The sequence below is a fragment of the Actinoallomurus vinaceus genome, assembly GCF_039542055.1.
GTDB lineage: Bacteria > Actinomycetota > Actinomycetes > Streptosporangiales > Streptosporangiaceae > Actinoallomurus > Actinoallomurus vinaceus.
The window spans coordinates 75,677-92,415 of sequence record NZ_BAABHK010000011.1 but is presented as its reverse complement, the minus strand read 5'-3'; the positions used below and the strand labels follow the sequence as shown (position 1 = coordinate 92,415).

14 protein-coding genes and 1 tRNA gene are annotated in these 16,739 nt (G+C 67.3%); 6 read left to right on the top strand and 9 right to left on the bottom strand.

Annotated elements, in window-relative coordinates:
• The first annotated feature begins 165 nt into the window (after positions 1-165).
• The gene (locus ABEA24_RS33240) at positions 166-2,454 is read left to right on the top strand and encodes a penicillin-binding protein (protein WP_345435720.1); all 2,289 of its coding nucleotides are present in this window, start codon (positions 166-168) and stop codon (positions 2,452-2,454) included.
• A 60-nt stretch (positions 2,455-2,514) separates the two neighbouring features.
• Here the strand turns inward: ABEA24_RS33240 and ABEA24_RS33235 are convergent, their stop codons facing one another.
• Positions 2,515-2,964, bottom strand: coding sequence for a GatB/YqeY domain-containing protein (locus ABEA24_RS33235; protein ID WP_345435718.1), 450 nt, complete (start codon positions 2,962-2,964; stop codon positions 2,515-2,517).
• Between the two features lie 74 nt (positions 2,965-3,038).
• Here ABEA24_RS33235 and ABEA24_RS33230 point away from each other — a divergent pair, with 74 nt between their 5' ends.
• A complete protein-coding gene (locus ABEA24_RS33230; RefSeq protein WP_345435716.1) occupies positions 3,039-3,929 on the top strand; it encodes a metallophosphoesterase in 891 nt (296 codons plus the stop codon).
• 18 nt (positions 3,930-3,947) lie between these two features.
• Here the strand turns inward: ABEA24_RS33230 and ABEA24_RS33225 are convergent, their stop codons facing one another.
• Together ABEA24_RS33225 and ABEA24_RS33220 are read right to left on the bottom strand one after the other, a co-directional pair.
• The gene (locus ABEA24_RS33225) at positions 3,948-5,090 is read right to left on the bottom strand and encodes a hypothetical protein (protein WP_345435714.1); all 1,143 of its coding nucleotides are present in this window, start codon (positions 5,088-5,090) and stop codon (positions 3,948-3,950) included.
• Entirely contained in the window at positions 5,077-5,592 is a 516-nt protein-coding gene (locus ABEA24_RS33220; protein WP_345435712.1) for a SigE family RNA polymerase sigma factor, read from the bottom strand. Before ABEA24_RS33220 ends, ABEA24_RS33225 begins: the two co-directional genes overlap by 14 nt.
• 227 nt (positions 5,593-5,819) lie before the next feature.
• Here ABEA24_RS33220 and ABEA24_RS33215 point away from each other — a divergent pair, with 227 nt between their 5' ends.
• The 3 genes from ABEA24_RS33215 to ABEA24_RS33205 all read left to right on the top strand — a co-directional run bounded on the left by ABEA24_RS33215 (position 5,820) and on the right by ABEA24_RS33205 (position 8,199).
• Positions 5,820-6,617 (top strand): ABC transporter ATP-binding protein, encoded by a 798-nt coding sequence (locus ABEA24_RS33215; RefSeq protein WP_345435710.1) that lies wholly within the window; start codon positions 5,820-5,822, stop codon positions 6,615-6,617.
• 2 nt (positions 6,618-6,619) lie between these two features.
• Positions 6,620-7,978, top strand: coding sequence for an FtsX-like permease family protein (locus ABEA24_RS33210; RefSeq protein WP_345435708.1), 1,359 nt, complete (start codon positions 6,620-6,622; stop codon positions 7,976-7,978).
• A gap of 147 nt (positions 7,979-8,125) precedes the next feature.
• Positions 8,126-8,199: transfer RNA gene (locus ABEA24_RS33205), tRNA-Pro, on the top strand.
• Positions 8,200-8,586: 387 nt separating this feature from the next.
• Here the strand turns inward: ABEA24_RS33205 and ABEA24_RS33200 are convergent.
• From ABEA24_RS33200 to ABEA24_RS33190, 3 genes are all read right to left on the bottom strand, one after another.
• Positions 8,587-9,525 (bottom strand): catalase family protein, encoded by a 939-nt coding sequence (locus ABEA24_RS33200; RefSeq protein ID WP_345435706.1) that lies wholly within the window; start codon positions 9,523-9,525, stop codon positions 8,587-8,589.
• A gap of 209 nt (positions 9,526-9,734) precedes the next feature.
• The gene (locus ABEA24_RS33195) at positions 9,735-10,178 is read right to left on the bottom strand and encodes an ester cyclase (RefSeq protein WP_345435704.1); all 444 of its coding nucleotides are present in this window, start codon (positions 10,176-10,178) and stop codon (positions 9,735-9,737) included.
• 217 nt (positions 10,179-10,395) lie between these two features.
• Positions 10,396-11,757 carry a mycothione reductase gene (locus ABEA24_RS33190; RefSeq protein ID WP_345435702.1) on the bottom strand — a complete coding sequence of 454 codons (1,362 nt, stop codon included), beginning with the start codon at positions 11,755-11,757 and terminating at the stop codon, positions 10,396-10,398.
• A gap of 205 nt (positions 11,758-11,962) precedes the next feature.
• On the opposite strand from ABEA24_RS33190, the gene ABEA24_RS33185 reads away from it, so the two are divergent.
• Positions 11,963-12,841: a LysR family transcriptional regulator gene (locus ABEA24_RS33185; protein WP_345435699.1), complete on the top strand. Its 879-nt coding sequence runs from the start codon at positions 11,963-11,965 to the stop codon at positions 12,839-12,841.
• Between the two features lie 431 nt (positions 12,842-13,272).
• Here the strand turns inward: ABEA24_RS33185 and ABEA24_RS33180 are convergent, their stop codons facing one another.
• The 3 genes from ABEA24_RS33180 to ABEA24_RS33170 form a co-directional block, all read right to left on the bottom strand.
• Positions 13,273-14,022, bottom strand: a complete 750-nt coding sequence (locus tag ABEA24_RS33180) for a hypothetical protein (protein ID WP_345435697.1) — start codon at positions 14,020-14,022, stop codon at positions 13,273-13,275.
• 711 nt (positions 14,023-14,733) lie between these two features.
• Entirely contained in the window at positions 14,734-15,726 is a 993-nt protein-coding gene (locus tag ABEA24_RS33175; RefSeq protein WP_345435695.1) for an aldo/keto reductase, read from the bottom strand.
• A 150-nt stretch (positions 15,727-15,876) separates the two neighbouring features.
• The gene (locus tag ABEA24_RS33170; RefSeq protein ID WP_345435693.1) at positions 15,877-16,254 is read right to left on the bottom strand and encodes a DUF4214 domain-containing protein; all 378 of its coding nucleotides are present in this window, start codon (positions 16,252-16,254) and stop codon (positions 15,877-15,879) included.
• Between the last annotated feature and the right edge of the window lie 485 nt (positions 16,255-16,739).

Sequence of the window (16,739 nt, the reverse complement as noted above, 5' to 3'; positions counted from 1 at the left end):
ACGAAAGCCGTGGGGAGAAACTTACGGAAGAGCGCGGCGCTTCAACAGCCCCCGTAGGGTCCATTCTTGAGATAGCCCCTACGGGCCATGTGACGGCAACGAACTAGTCATCCCTCTTCGCGTGCTGTCCCATATGCACCTCTCGTCCCGCGTAACCTATGTCGCGTGACTCAGAGATCAGATCAGGAACACGCCATCATCAAGCTGCTACGCCTCCTCGGGGCAGCGATCGTGGCCGGGCTTCTGGTCGGTCTCATCGCCCTACCGGCCGTCGGCAGCGCCGGCATGGCGACCCGGGACGCGGCCGACGGTTTCAAGAACCTCCCGGACGACTTCAACATCCAGCCGCCGCCGGAACGGACCACGGTCTACTCCGCGGACGGCCAGGTGATCGCGACGTTCTACCACCACAACCGGGAGTCCGTAAGCCTCGACCACGTCGCGCCGATCATGCAGAAGGCGGTCGTCGCGATCGAGGACTCCCGCTTCTACCAGCACGGCCCCCTCGACATGAAGGGCTCCGTCCGGGCGCTGATCACCAACGCCCAGGAGGGCGGCGTCAAGCAGGGCGGTTCCACGCTCACCCAGCAGTACGTCAAGAACCTGCTGGTCGAGGCCGCGGACACGCCAGCCGAGCTGGCCGCCGCGAACGCCCCGAACGTGGGACGGAAGCTGCGGGAGCTGCGCTACGCGGTGAACATCGAGAAGCGGCTCACCAAGGACCAGATCCTGCAGGGCTACCTCAACATCGCCTACTTCGGCGCGAGCGCGTACGGCGTCGAGGCGGCGGCCCAACGCTACTTCAGCAAGGACGCCTCCCAGCTCACGCTCCCGGAGGCGGCGCTCCTGGCCGGCATCACGAACAGCCCTGTCCTCTACGACCCCACGCTCCACCCGGACCACGCGCTGCAGCGGCGGAACACCGTGCTCTACCGCATGGCCGAGCTGAAGATCATCACCAAGCAGCAGGCCGACCAGGCCGCCGCCCAGAAGATCAAGCTGCACCCCAAACTGCCCAAGAGCGACTGCGTCGACAGCAAGACGCCGTTCTTCTGCGAGTACCTCAAGTACGAGATCATGGGCAACCCGGCGTTCGGCAAGACGTCCAAGGACCGTGAACGGCTGCTCTACCGGGGCGGCCTCACGATCCGCACGACGATCGACATGAAGGCCCAGAGGGCCGCGCAGCAGGCGCTCGCCCGGCGCCCGAGCCACAGCCGGACCGCCACCGAGGCGATGGTCAAGCCGGGCACCGGCGAGATCAAGGCGATGGTGGTCAGCAAGACGTACGGCGACAGCGTCAAGAAGGGCGAGACGACCCTGAACCTCGCCGCCGACTACGCGCACGGCGGCAACCTCGGCTACTCCGCCGGGTCCACCTTCAAGGTCTTCACGCTGGCCGCGGCGCTCGACAAGGGCATCGACGTGGGCACCTCGCTCCCCGCGCCGTACAGCACGACGGTCTCGGGCTTCCGCGACTGCAAGGGCAACGGCTCCGCACCGTGGCCCGTGCAGAACGCCGAGAAGTCCAAGGGCAAGAGCGCCAACCTGCAGACCGGCACCTGGGAATCGGTCAACACCTTCTACGCCGAGCTCGAGCAGCGGGTCGGCCTGTGCGACGCCGTCAAGATGGCGGAGGCCTTCGGCCTGAAGCGCGCGGACGGCAAGCCGCTGAAGCAGGTGCCCTCCCAGGTGCTCGGCGCCAACGAGATCGACGTCACGCACCTCGCCGCCGCCTACGCCGGGTTGGGCGCCCGCGGTAAGTACTGCACGCCGATCGCGATCACCGACGTGACCGACAGCGCGGGCAAGAAGATCCGGGTGCCGAAGTCCAAGTGCTCCACGGCGGTCGACACGGAGACCGCCGACGAGGTCACCAAGATCCTCCAGGGCGTTCTCACCAAGGGCACGGCGGCCGGCATGGGCCTCAACCGTCCCGCGGCGGGCAAGACCGGCACGTGCGAGAGCTTCACCTGCGCGGTGTTCGCCGGGTACACCCCGGATCTCGCGGCGGCCGTCTGGTACGGCGACCCCGCGGCGCCGTGGGCGAACCGGAACTACAACGTCTTCGGCAAGGACGTCGCACCGATCTGGCGGGCGTCGATGAACGGCGCGCTGAGCGGGGTGAGCCCGTCGTCGTTTCACACGCCGGTGAACGACTTCGGCAACCTCGACCAGGCGAAGGTGCCGAACGTCCAGGGCATGCCCGTGGACCAGGCAACGAAGCAGATCGAGAAGGCCGGCTTCTCGGTGCAGGTCTCCCCGCGCGCGGTGCAGTCGGACCAGCCGGCCGGCACCGTCGCGTACACCTCGCCGAGCGGCGGCAGCCAGACCGACCAGGCCACCACCGTGATGCTGTTCGTCAGCAACGGCAGTGGCGCCGCCGGCCCCGGCCGGGGCAAGAAGAACGGCAAGCCCCGCAAGGGCGGGCCGACCTTCCCGTTCGGCAACTGACCGGAACGAAAGGTCCCGTGCGCGGCTCCGGCCGCGTACGGGACCTTTCTCTTTCGCCCGTCAGCCGGCGAGCTGGCGCTTGACCTCTCCCGACACCCGCTTGCCGTCGGCGCGGCCGGCGACCTTCGGCGTCACGGCCTTCATCACCTGGCCCATGGCCCGGGGCCCCTCCGCGCCCGTCTCGGCGATCGTCGCGCGGACGAGCTCGGCGAGCTCCTCGTCGGACAGCTGGGCCGGAAGGTAGTCGTCCAGGACGACGCCCTCCGCCCGCTCCGCCTCCGCCTGCTCCGTACGGCCCGCGTCGGCGAACGCCTCGGCCGCCTCACGGCGCTTCTTGGACTCCCGCTGCAGCACCTTGACGACGTCGTCGTCGGAGAGCTCGCGCGCCTGCTTGCCCGCGACCTCCTCGTTGGTGACGGCCGTCAGCGCCATGCGGAGCGTACGGGTGCGCACCTCATCGCGTGCCTTCATCGCGGCCGACAGGTCGGCCTGCAGCTTCTCCTTCAACATGAGAACAATCTTGCCCTGCTCACGGGCTTCGGCGCCCGGCAATAATCGGGGCGTCGTTCTGGCACGATGGGAGCGTGCGAAAGAGATACGCGGTCCCCCTGGGCGTCGTCGGCACCGGGATCGCCGGAGTCGGCTACGCCTCGGTGATCGAGCGAAACTGGTTCCGGCTGCGCCGCTACGACGTGCCGGTGCTCGCTCCCGGCCGTCGGCCGATCAAGATCCTGCACATCTCCGACACGCACCTGACGCCGGGCCGCCGCCGGATGATCAAGTGGGTCAGCGCGCTCGACGCCCTCGAGCCCGACCTCGTCGTCAACACCGGCGACTCGATCTCGCACCGCGACGCCATCGGCCCGTTCCTCGACCTGCTCGGGCCGCTGCTGGACCGCCCCGGCGTGTTCGTCTACGGCTCGAACGACATGTACTCCCCGGTCCCGAAGAACCCCGCGCGCTACCTCTGGCGCACCAGCCGGACCGACTACAACAGGCGCACGGTCCCCGACCTGCCGTACCGCGAGCTCGGCGCCGCGATGACCGCCGCCGGCTGGCTCGACCTCAACAACGCCACCGGCACGCTCAAGGCCGGCGACACCGAGATCTGGTTCGGCGGCATCAACGACTCCCACATCGGCAAGGACCGCTACGACGAGATCGCCGGCCCGGCCCAGGGCCCGCTCAGCATCGGCGTCATGCACTCGCCCGAGCCGCGCAACCTCGACCGGTTCGCCGGCGACGGCTACCAGCTCCTGCTGGCCGGCCACACGCACGGCGGCCAGCTCTGCGTGCCGATGTTCGGCGCGCTGGTCACGAACTGCGGCATCGACCGCGCCCGCGTCAAGGGCCTCAACCGGCACGGCCCCGCCTGGCTGCACGTCTCCGCGGGCCTCGGCACCTCCCCATGGGCGCCGGTGCGCTTCTGCTGCCCGCCGGAGGCCTCCCTCCTGACGCTGGTCCCGTCCGCCTGACCCTGGCGGGCGCAACGGTCAGCCGAGCGGCCTCGTCGTCCACGCCGTACGGTCGGGGCCGAGGAGCGTCAGCCCGCGCAGGATCCGCTCCGGCTCGCCCTTGCGTAGCCGGGACGTCATGATCGAGACCTCGAAGCCCCGGACGTCGAGAACGCGGAGCACCTCGTCGGTCCCCGACCCGTTCTTGGTCCTCATGCGTACCGCCGGGTGGCCGTCCACGGTCGTGTTCGGCGGTCCCGTCTCGTCGTTCGGGTCGCTGGCGGACATCGGGAGGACGTCGATCGACACACCAGGCCCGGAATCGTCGTCCTGGGAACCGACGCCCGAGGACGGCTTCCTGCCCGAGGGCTCGAAGTAGAGCTCGACGCGCCACTTCTTCGAGCCGGGAACGCCCTGATCACTCAGGCTCTCGGCGAGCCGCAGCCCGGCCGGAACGTACCGGGCCTGGAACGGCATGCGCACCGGTTCCTTCCGGTCCACTTGAAGAGTCTCGGCGATGTGGACGAGCGTCGCCGGGATGTCCGTGACGCCGGGTGCTCGCGCGATCCTCGCGGCCGCCCACGCGCCTGGGGCGTACTGCCAGCGAAGCTCGGTCGCAGTCCAGCGGCAATGCGTGCCGGCGACGTCGCTCCGGAAGACCCACTGCGCGGGTCGCCCCTGAATCGCGGACGCGGCACCGGCCTGCTCATCGTGCGGACAGTTCTCGTCCGAGCCCTGGGATATGGGCACCAGCGACTCGTCGTCCACGTTACGACCGGCAGGGGAGAGAGCAACGCCGACCTGCGATTCGAACCACTCGTACGGTTTCCCCTTCGGGGTCCGGGCTTCGAGGACGATACCGTCGCTCGACACCGACACCGACCGCTCCGACATGCCCGGCGGCAGCCACCCGAAGTCGGCGTACCGCACGAGCGGGTCGAACCGCGTGGGTGCCGGGGCCGCGACGGGCGCCGGAGCGCTGCGTCCACCGCTCCTGCCGAGCAGGCCCACGCCACCCGCGACGAGAGCCACCGCCGCGACGACGGCCCCGCACTCCATGAGCAGCCGCCGCCTCCGCCTGCGGTGCCCGTCCCGTACGGCCCGCTCCACGTCGATCGTGGACGGCGGCTGCGGCTCGGCGGCCAGCGTGGTGATCAGCGACCTGGCCTCATGCTCGCCCATGGGCCCCCTCCTCACGTACGGACGCCGGTTCGAGAATCCGCCGCAGCGCGGCCAGCCCCTTGGACGTCTGGCTCTTGACGGTTCCGGACGAACACCCGAGGACCTCGGCGGTCTGGTCGACGGTGAGGTCGCAGTAGAAGCGCAGCACCAGCGTCGCCCGCTGCCGCGCCGGTACGGCCGTCAGCGCCCGCCGTACGTCCAGCCCCGCTTCCACGTCCGAACCGGTCGCCGCCGGCTCCGGAGTGCTCTCGACCACGCTCACCCGGGACCGCCACCCGGTCCGCTGCTCACCGAGGAACTGCCGCACGAGCATGGTCCGCACGTAGGCGTCCAGGTTGTCCGCCATCCGCGCCCGCCTCCACTTCACGTACAGCCGGGTGATCGTGGCCTGGACGAGGTCGTCGGCCCGGTGCCAGTCGGCGCACAGCAGATACGCCGTCCGCCGCAGCCGGGGCAGCAGCTCCTGGACGTGCGCGGTGTACTCGTCGTCCACGCGGCTCACGTCGCTTGCTCCATGCCCGATAGATGGGACGCGATCGGTGGATGGTTGCACGCGATCTTCAATGAGGGTCGTGGCGTCGCGACGAGGTCGCCGGGCCGGTCCAGACCCCCGGCGAGGGTGTCGCTACCTCCACCCCCGATCGGCCTGTTACGCCGATCGTCCCGAACTTCGGCCGCCCATAGCGTCTTCCCTGTAGGGCGCACGGGGCGCCCACCGGGAGGTGGACGATGGCGGGAACACGGGGCGGAAGCACCGCACAGCACCGGACGGCCGAGGCCCTGCGGCTCTTCGCGGTCAGCAAGACGTACGGTGAGGCGAGTACCCAGGTCACGGCGCTCGACAACGTGTCGCTGACGCTGCCGTCCGGAACGTTCACGGCGGTGATGGGGCCATCGGGCTCGGGCAAGAGCACGCTGTTGCAGTGCGCCGCGGGCCTCGACCGGCCGACGCGAGGACACGTCCTCGTGGCCGGGGCCGAGATGACCGGAGACGACGAGACGGCCCTGACGAAGTTCCGCCGGGAGCACGTCGGGTTCATCTTCCAGCACTTCAACCTGCTGCCGACGCTGACCGTCCTGCAGAACGTCATGCTCCCGATGCGGTTGGCCCGGCGGAAGGTGGACCGCGCGTACTGCGAGACGATCCTCCAGCGGGTTGGTCTGAGCGGCCGGCTCGACCACCTGCCGGCGGAGTTGTCGGGTGGTCAGCAGCAGCGCGTCGCGATCGCCCGGACGCTGGTGTCCCGGCCGAGTGTGATCTTCGCCGACGAGCCGACCGGGGCCCTGGACACCCGAAGCGCCCGCGAGGTCCTCGCCCTTCTCCAGGAGGCCGTGCGCACGTTCGGGCAGACGGTGGTGATGGTGACCCACGACCCGGTCGCGGCTTCCTATGCCGACGCGGTGCTGTTCCTGGCCGACGGCCGGATCGTCGGGCGGATGACACACCCCACGGCCGAGGCGGTCGCGGAGCGCATGACCCATCTCGGTGACGCCGTCGCCGAGCGGCACGCGATCGCGGTGGTGTGACCATGTTCGCTCTCGCCCTCCGATCACTGCGGCGACGCGCCGGCGCGTTCACGGCGACCTTCCTGGCGATCTTCCTCGGTGCGGCGATCCTCATGGCCTTCGCCTCCCTCCTCGACACCTCCCTGGGCAAGGGAGTGCCGTCGGCGAACCGGGAGACGTTGGTCACGATGGCGAACGTCGTCGGCGGCTGGGGCCTCCTCATCGTGATCTTCGCCGTCGCCTCCACCCTGACCCTGTCGGTGCGCCAGCGCGGCACCGAGCTCGCGTTGCTGAAGAGCATCGGCGCGACGCCCGCCCAGATCCGCCGGATGATCGTCGGTGAGTCGGCCGTCGTCGCCGTCATCGCGGCCGCATCGGCCATACCCCTGGCGCTCCTGGCCGGCCACGGGCTGTTCGCCATGCTCGTCGACACCCACCAGATCGCGCCGAACGTCGAGTACACCTTCGGGCCGATCGCCATCAGCATGGGGCTCGGCATCACGTTCGTCGCCGCGACCGCCGCCGCGATGCTGGCGGCCCGGCGTGCCACCCGTGTACGGGCGGCGGAGGCCATGATCGAGGCCACGACCGAACCCGGCCGGATGACCAAGAAGCGGATCGCCACAGCATGCGTCTTCCTCGCCCTCGGCGTTTACTTGGCCGTGCTGACCGTCACCGCGATGCGAGGCAAGGCCACGGACGCGATGTCGACGGCCGGCTCGGCCGACGGCCTCGCCGCCATCGGGTTCGCGCTGCTCGGGCCGGCACTGATCCGGAAGGTCATCGCGATCGCGGCCGTTCCGCTGGAGCGCCTGGGCGGGGCGAGCGGCCACCTGGCCGTGGAGAACCTCCGCCGGCGTAGTGACCAGATGGCCACCGCGCTGATGCCGATCATCCTGTTCACCGGCATCAGCATCGGCACCCTCTGTATGCAGAGCACCGAGAACGCCGTCACCGCCGCCGCAGGAGTCGCCAAGACCGCCGATCAGAAGAACATCGAGACCCTCAACCTCGTCGTCATCGCGATGATCGCGCTGTTCGCGGCGATCATGCTGATCAACACCCTGGTCGCCGCGACGACCCACCGCCGCCGCGAATTCGGGCAGCAGCGGCTGGCCGGCGCGACGCCCGTGCAGGTCCTGCGCGTGGTCGCGCTCGAGAGCACCGTGCTGACCGCCACCGGCGTCCTGTTCGGCGCGGCCGCCTCCCTCTTCACCAGCATCGCCTACAGCAGCGCCCGCGCCGACACTCTCCTCCCGGACTCCGGCGTCGGCATCTTCCTGGGCATGGTCGCCCTCGCCGTGGTCCTGACCTTCACCGCGAGCATCGGCACCGCACGGCGGACCATCCGCACCCCCGCGATCGACGCCGTCGCCGCCTGAACCACCCCATCGAGCCCGTACGAGCCGCTTCGGGGACCGGCTCGTACGGGCGCAGTCGATCGGTTGCCGGGAATACTGTGGCGCGGGCACGGTGAAAAGTCCGCTAGACTCGTCGAGGCGCAGGCGTTGAAGACGACCTGTGACCACCGGGGTGTAGCGCAGCTTGGCAGCGCGCTTCGTTCGGGACGAAGAGGTCGTGGGTTCAAATCCCGCCACCCCGACAGAGAAATACCAGGCCAGGGGCCTGATTCACCAAGTGGATCAGGCCCCTGGCGGGTTTATGGAGATCGTTTGGGAGAAATCTGGGAGAAGATCTTGGTCGGCTTCTCTCAGGGGGTGACCGGTGAGGCCGTCTGAAGTGCGACGGCTGAGGGCACAGTGGCAGGCTCGGCCCTGACCCGGTCAGCCTCCTCCCGCAGCTTGTCCGCCCAAAGGTGAGCAACGGCCACGCACCGTTCCAGCAGCCCGGCCACTAAGGCGTCCAGGACCTCCACTGGAGCGGTGGCACGACATGCCACCACTCCCGCAGGAACGTCGGCCCTCTGCCCGACGAGCGAAAGCGCCGGCTCGAGACCCGCGAAGACGACAGTCACGCGCGGACGCAGGTGTCAGGGAGCGACGTCGCGGTTGCGCCAGCTGAGTGAGTAGGCTTCCTGGCGAGCGCGCATCAACTCTCCGAGGGGGCGATGCTCCGGCGCCGTGATCCAAGGGTTGAAGCTGCTCTTCTCGACTGTCCGGGCCAGTTCTTCCTCCGGCGTTTGCCGGGGCACGCGCAGTCGCGCCACAGTGAGCCACGGCGCGTCCCAGCGGACCGCCGGGTTCTCGATGGGCGTACGGCCCTCGTCCTCGAAGAACTGAGCTTGAAAAAGGAACTCCAGGTCGCCTCCGGCCAGTCGCCCATAAAGGTCAGCGGCCAGATTCTTGCGGGCTTCCTTGTTGATCGCCGTCGAGGCGGCGCACAGCTTCACCCGGGCCGCGTAGGCACCGAAGGCGATCGGCATGATGCTGAAGAATTCATGCGTGGCGAATCCGCTGAACGGCTTCACCATGTCGCGGAAGTTCGCAACGGCACTGCGAGTCAGATGCGGCTTCGTGGCGACTTTACGAAGTGCAGCGCCGGGCGCACCTGTGGAGAGTTCGACGATTCCGACGACTTCGGCGCTGCCGCTGACCTTCAGCGTCTCCTGGCTGACCAGGGTGAAGTTCTGCTCGACATCGGCAGTCGACGGCGTAGAGGCACTGAGCACCTTTATTGCGAAGCCGCGGATATCAGGAGCCCGGTCAGAGGAGAAATTCCCGTTGGACAGCCTCACATGTGCGTCATAAACAGATGGAGTGGAGAATATTCCCTGGCTCGCATAGTCAGGAAGACCTTCTTCCACAGTGAGCGTGGCCCTCAGAGCGGCCACCTGTTTGCGGTGCAACGCCCTCCCGTGACCATGCTTCCCCAACCGTTGACGCTGCAGTTCACTGAAAACTCGTGCCTGAACCGCGTGCTGGTCACTTTCGTCCGGCAGGAAAACTTCGCGCCACTGTGTGCTGGGCATACTCTGGTACCTCTTCCATGCTCGGGCCCTCCGTCAGGCGGAAGGCGGTTACAGCCTGACGCCGACGTCGGAGCCCACGGACCTCAACCCCGCCCCGAAGGCGTTGGGTTCTTGTGGACCGTCATGCCGATCGAGCATGACCGCAGCACAGTTGCCAACTCGGCCTGACCAACAAGCCTTTCCAAATCAGCGTGTGAGCCTCGGGCGGGTCACTTCGGCTCGCCGCCCGGTGCGGGCATGACGCCGAGCTGCATCAAGAGCGCCGCTACGTTCCAGTAGTCCCGGTTCTCCGAGATCAGGCCGTTGCGTCGTTCCCCGATGGTGAGACCTGGGACAGTGAACTCCTGTCCTGTTCCGGGAAGGCCCATGGCCGGATTCGCCCGGTCGTTCGTTCCGGAGAAGTCCCACTCGAATGCGTAGGAGTCGCCGGAGACGATGAACTTCTTGACGGTGAACCGATAGTCGCTGGAAAGGCCGGCATCCATACCCGACAACAGCTGTTCCACGGCCGCCCTGCCGGCGTACGAGCCGCCGAAGGCCGTGTCGACCACTACGACGTCCTCGCTCATCATCGCGACGACGTCGACCGGGGCGTGCGTGTTGACCGCGTCGACGTATTCCTCAAGCCACGTCGGCAGCTCAAGCTTCGCCATTACTTACCTCCAGTTGATAGTTGATTCGCCGAGCCGGAAGACGAGGACATGCGGGTACGGACCGGGCAGCAGGAGCAGAGCAGCCCGGTGCTCTGCAGGTGTGCTCGCCCTGGTGAACGATCACGCGGCCATCGGCTCGCCGCACGGCCTGAAAGAGGCTGCTCGCCCCACCGCAGTTCTCGATCGGCGAAGGATTGCGGACACGGTGGGCTGCCCGTCACAGCGCCAGCAGCGCTTGTTCGACCACTTCGGTGAGAGCGGGATGGATGTAGAGGACCTCACGGGCGATCCGGTCCGCGGTCAGGCCCAGCGTCATCGCCTGAATCAGGGGCTGGATCAATGTCGCGGCCTGCGGGCCGATGATGTGCGCTCCGATCAGCGTCCGGTCGCGGGGATCCGCAAGCACCTTGACGAAGCCTGTGGTGTCCTCCAGCGCCCAGCCGTAAGCGGTGTCGGCGTAGTCACGGACGCCGATCAGGCAGTCGATTCCGCGCTCCCGCGCCTGCCGTTCAGTCAGCCCGACACTGGCTATCTGTGGGTCGGAGAAGACCGCGTGCGGAACCAGGCGGGGGGAAAGCGTGCGGATGTCGTCGGGGTGCAGGAGGTTGTGGCGCACCACACGTACTTCGGCGTTGGCCATGTGCTTGAGCTGGAAGTGGTTCGTGGCGTCGCCGAGCGACCAGATACGCGGGACCGAAGTACGGTAGGCGTCGTCGGTCACGATGTGGCCGTGCTCATCGAGGTCCAGTCCGGCGGCCGCGGCGTCGAGGCGGTCGGTGTTGGGCCGGCGACCCACGGCGATGAGCAGCGCGGCTGCTTCGACTGTCTCACCCGGCTCGCGCCCAGCGGCTCCGGCGACGTGGACCGCGACGCCGTGCCCCCGGGCCTCGACGGACATGACCTCGGTGTTCAGCAGGAGCCGGTGGCGCTCGGCGGCGAGTTCGGTGAACCGGGCCGACACCTGCTCGTCCTCCTGCGGCAGCAGCCGCGGCCCCCGCTGCACGATCGTGACGCTTGATCCCAACGCACCGAAGACGTAACCCAGTTCGGCCGCGATGAACCCGCCTCCGACGATCACCAGGGACTCGGGGACCTCTTCGATCCGCATAATCGTGTCGGAGGTGTGGAAGGGGACATCCTCCAGGCCCGGGATCGCCGGCACCACCGGACGTGCCCCCACCGCGACGACGAACGAGTCGGAGCTGATCCGTTGCGATCCGACCTCCACCACCGTCGGCGAGACGAAGCGCGCGGGTTCGGTGTAGACGTCCATCGCAAGGCGGCGGTATGCGACCGCGCTGTCGTGGAGCGGGTCGATCCGGCCGAACACCCGGTCGCGGATGGCCTTCCAGTCGACGTGATCGACCGTGGCGTGTACGCCCAGCCGCTTCGCCGACCTGGCCGTGGTGGCCGCGTCGGCGGCCACGACGAACATCTTCGACGGGATGCACCCGCGGTTCAGGCAGGTCCCCCCGAACCGGGCGGGCTCCACGATGGCGGTCCGCAGGTGCGCCGTCTCCGGGCCAAGCAGCATGTTTCCGCTGCCCGCCCCGAGCACGACGAGGTCATAGTGTTTCATCTCTTCCCAACTTCTCGGCGCGAGCCCCGATGCGGTCGCGGTCAGCGACGACGGGCCCGGAGCGGACCGTGGGCCCAATGGCGTTCCGCCGACCATTCCATGGTGGGCCCGCGACTTCCGGCACCGCCAATGCCGATCTCCTCCTCCGTGATGCCGGTCCGGCATGGGCGATGCCGGACCGGTATGGGCGGTTACCATGCCTGCCATGGATCTCGACATCCGGCGACTGCGCTACTTCGTCGCCGTGGCCGAGGAGAGCAGCTTCGTCCGGGCTGCGGCGCGCCTCTACATGACGCAGCCGGCCCTGAGCCGTCAGATCCGGGCGCTGGAGGAGGATTTCGACGTTGCGCTCTTCGTCCGCGACCGGCAGGGGACGGCGCTGACCCGCGCGGGGCGTCAACTGCTGGAGGATGCCCGGCCGATGCTGGCCGCGGCGGTGGCCTTGGAGCAGCGGGTGCGGACCGCGGCCCGCGAGGAGAACCACTTCACCGTGGGGTTCATGCCCGGTGTCGTGGTCACCCCCATCATCAGGGAGTTCTCCCGGATGGCGCCGGATCTCCGGGTCGACGTCGTCCACACCTCGATCACCCATCAGGTCGACTACCTGCTCGACGGGCGCGTCGACGTGTGTTATGTCAGGTTGCCGTTGCCTCCCGGCATGTTCGAGGTCGTCCCGCTCTTTCCCGAGCCCCGCGTCGCGGCCCTGCCAAGTGAGCACCCTCTTGCACACCGCAAGGCGGTCGGCATCGACGACCTGCGTGACATACCGCTGCTGCAGGACCCCAGAGACGTTCCCGAGTGGCGGGGCGGTGCCTCTTACAGCCCGGCCGCGCCGGGGAGGGATCTGAGCAGCCTCCCGGTGACGATCGAGGAGTGCCTGGAGGCCGTGGCATCAGGTGCGGGTTTCTACGTCATGCCGTCCGGCATGGCCGATTTCTACCGTCGGCGTGATGTTGAGTACCTGACGCTCGAGGACGTTGCCCCGCGGATGGTCGCCCTCGCATACATGGAACACCGGACAATGCCCGAGCTGCACAAGTTCGCCGATCTCTCCCGGCGCATGCTCGGCCCGGTTCCCGACTGACATCCAACGCGGTTGGGACCTGGCGGTCACCGGCGGCTGGGGTTACCACACGGACGCGAACGGCACCACGTACACGTTCCGTGCCCGCCGCAAGAGCCTCAGTTCCTGAGCCACCCCGACCAGCCCAGAGGCCCTGTACCGCGACGGTACAGGGCCTCTGTCCATGGTCGGCCGCCTATCGCCTCCGGCCAGGCCGACTTCGCCCCGAACGCCTTGCCGATGATCTCGGTTCCCTCGGTGATGACAGGGCGGAGCTCGTGACGGTAGACGGCTTCCGTCGTCGGCGTAGTCGTGTGGCCGACCAGGCGCGATCAGCTCGATGGACGCGCCGTTGGCCGAAATGAGCGAGACGGAGCGGCTTCAACCGTGCGATCGGGTCCTCGGCACTCGGTTCCCGAGCATTCGACCTGGCGGGTACGCACGGCTCTGACTCATCCTGTGTAGTCGGTGGTATGGCTTGCACCGTCGGTCGGCCACAGATATCTGCCGTTGTCGGCCGTCGAATAGGTGTGGTTGCCGTCTCCGGAACGAGCTTGAATGAGATTGCCACGCCAGGTGGAGCCGCGAGCCGATCCGCCCCAGATATTGCCGTACAGGAAGCCGTACAGCTGCTCGAGTTCGGCCGAGAATATATTTCCGGTGACGGTGATGTTGGTGGCGTTGTTGACGTCGCCGATATGCACGGCATAACCCCAGCCGGAAACATAGTTGTTCGTAAATGAAATGTGATCGTAGACACCGCCGCCCTGCAGGGCCAGGGCGTTGGTGTTGCCCAGAGAGGCCAGGGTGTTGTGGTCGACGATCATGGGGCCGCCATCACCTTCGCTCTGTGGCCCTATGCCGTCGTGGTGATATACGTCGTGTGACGTATCGGCCATATCGTGAATGTAGTTGTTAGTCCAGGTCGATGGGCGTCCCGGGAAGCCCGTGACCATCTCCAAGCCCGCGTTACCCCAGATGTCATTGTGGTCCATGACGGCAGCGGCTTCCTTCATCGTCGTGGCCAACTGCCAGGACTTGTCGAAAGGCGTACCAGGCGTGGAATGCGATGACGAGACGGTGCCATCATTACCAGGCGGCATCGAGTAGGAGTTGGGCTTGAACGTCGAGTACAGGAACTTGATGTTGTTGTCGGAGTATATCTGCACAAGATTATCGTTGGGATCGGTACCCTCGAACAAGCAGCCAACGAACGTGAGATTGTCGCCGTAGATAATTACCTTGCCCGCCAAAAAGTGCGTGAAGGAGATGACGCTGTTGTCCGGTTAATCGAGTGTCAGTGGTTTGTCGGCACTCATACCCGACGCATAGTCGGTAAGGTGGCCTGGATACGCACCCAAGCCCAGGCCGCCGGCGTTGGCCGGAGTGTTGGCATAGCCCGTGTTGGAGAAGTCCGGCCAATATCCGGAACCATCGTTAGGCCGCGCCTCGATGGCCAAGACACCCGCAGCCGTCGCCCGGGCCCGGGATTCGGCGCCGCCGGCGACACCAGAGACGAGGATGGACGCGACGAACATAAGAGCGGCGACAGCGAAGAGAGAACTTCGAATCATCGCGTGGGCGAGCGGGAAACGGCGACGCTTTTTCAGGTCTCTACCAAATGATTCTTTGATGTCGTGCTCCCGTTCAGTCGATACGCGATTCGCGCCACTAGATCGACGGAATCTCCCTATCCGGCATTGCCGTCATGGCGCCAATGATTCGGAGACGGCAATATGCGAACCGGACGTTAGCGATCTTCATCCGGCTGGTCAATATCTGCGTTCCGTAGTCGACCAATCGCGCATGGCACCGGCAGAGACTTAGAGCGCGTTTGACCGCCCGGCGGGAGGAACAGCGGGGCACGCTGCGGATGCTTGATGCACTGCGGAAACGGGCGCGCTTGGCTGATCTCAGTACGCGGCGTCGAGTGTCGCCCGCTGTTCCGCCGTCAGCTCCAGGTCCACCGCGGCCAGGCTCTCCTCCAGTTGCTCGACGGAGGAAGCGCCGACCAGCGGGATCACCGGGATCTCGCCGCCCATCAGCCAGGCGAGCACCACCTGGTTGACGGTCGCTCCCGTACCCTTTGCCACTTCCCGCAGCGCCGCACGACGCCGAGGCGTACCCGGGTGGTCGAACGCGGCATCGAGCGGCTTGTCGTCACGTACGTAGCCGCCGCCCAGCAAGGGCGAGTAGGCGACCAGCGTGAGCTCGGGCTCGGCTCGCAGGTAGCTGAGCAGGTTTCCGTCGACCACGCCGAGGTTTCCGTCCTTCGATCGCAGGGTCGGCAGATCGATGCGCGGCCGCAGATACGAGTGGTGGTACTGCAGGACCTCATAGCCGGGGAGGCCGGCCGCGGCCGCCAGGTTCCTGGACCGCTCAAGCCGCCACGCCCAGTGGTTGCTCGCCCCGAGGAGTCCCACAGTGCCGTCCTCGACCAACCCCGCGAAAGCCTCGACGGTCTCCTCCAGTGGCACCTTGGAACCCTCGAGGTACGCGTGTGCGTACAGCAGGTCCAGCTTGTCCACGCCGAGCCGTTCCCTGCTGCGCTCCGAGGATTCCCGGATCACCTGGGCGGACAGGCCCTCAAGGTCGTGGGTGAGGCCGGTCGCCGGAGCGTTGGGCCGCCCTCCGAGTTTGGTGGCGATGACCATCTCGTCGGTGACGTTGCGGCTGCGTCGCCACCGGCCGAGCAGCGCTTCGCTTTCACCTCCCTGAGTGCCATTGACCCAGTAGGCGTAGTTATTGGCGGTGTCGATGAAGGTGCCGCCGGCCTCGACGAAGCGGTCGAGGATGGCGTATGACGTCGCCTCGTCCGTGGCGGTGCCGAACAGCATCGCGCCAAGGCTCAGCACACTGACTTCACGGCGAGTCTTCGGATCGCTGCCAATCGTGCGGTACTTCATGCGAATACGAATCCCTCTCCTGCTGCCCGTCCGTGTCGGGGCGTTGGGCGGGATTATTCATCCTAGAGTCGACTCTAGGTCAACCGGCGGCCAGATAGATCAATAGCCGACCCTCGGCCTGAAGGAAGTTGCCACCTGACTGTCCGACAATTATTGCCGGTGTAAAAAAAGGCGACTCCGCTGCGGGAGCCGCCCTTGTTGATAGGCTTGAGAATGGCTATACGCAGCTGTCGAATGCGACATCGACAAGGGTGGGGGAGAACGTGCCCGAGGCGGTGCCGGCCGAGATCGATGCGGCGACGTCGACGTGCGGGCAGCGGCTGATGCCGTGGCACCCGTGCAGATCTTCGGGACGAGAGCGTCGAACTCGTCACTGCCGAAGAACTTGTCGACGACGGTCGCCCAGGGCATGCCGCCGTTCAGCAGGCCGGTCCAGTTGTCGAAGCCCGCCTTGTCGGGTTCCCGGTTGAGCGCTCCACGGTACAGCGCGAGCACTCTGGCGTCGTTGTCCGCCGCGAGGGTGCGCACCCGTCACTCGTGATCGACACGAACCGGAACCGCCTCGTGAAGACGACAAAGACCTGCGAGGCGATTTCCCTTCGCCGGCATTGTCCGGGTCAGGTAGTGGAGGTCGCCGTCTCCGGCCTCTCAGCCCTCCCTACGAATCCCTTACCGGCGATCCGTTCAGGCGAGCTCCCTCGCACGTCCCGCAGGCCAACATCCACTCTTCTCCGCTGGTACGCGTTCCACCAGGGACGAACGTCCCGAGAAGCGGGACCATCGTCCATCCGGCCAGGACCGGGCACCTACGGGACTCATGCGCTCGGTAGCCCGGCCGGGGGCTTCGATCATGGTCCGGGCCCCCCTTTCGATCTCGTTGACCGCTCCGGGCCTCGTGGCGGATGACGTCTGCGTGACCAGCCGACGAACAATGCATGTCGACTCTTCTGCCGGAATCGCCTACTGGTTCAAGATCGTCGCGGGCGGTCTCCCGGACCGCTCCGTACCAAGGG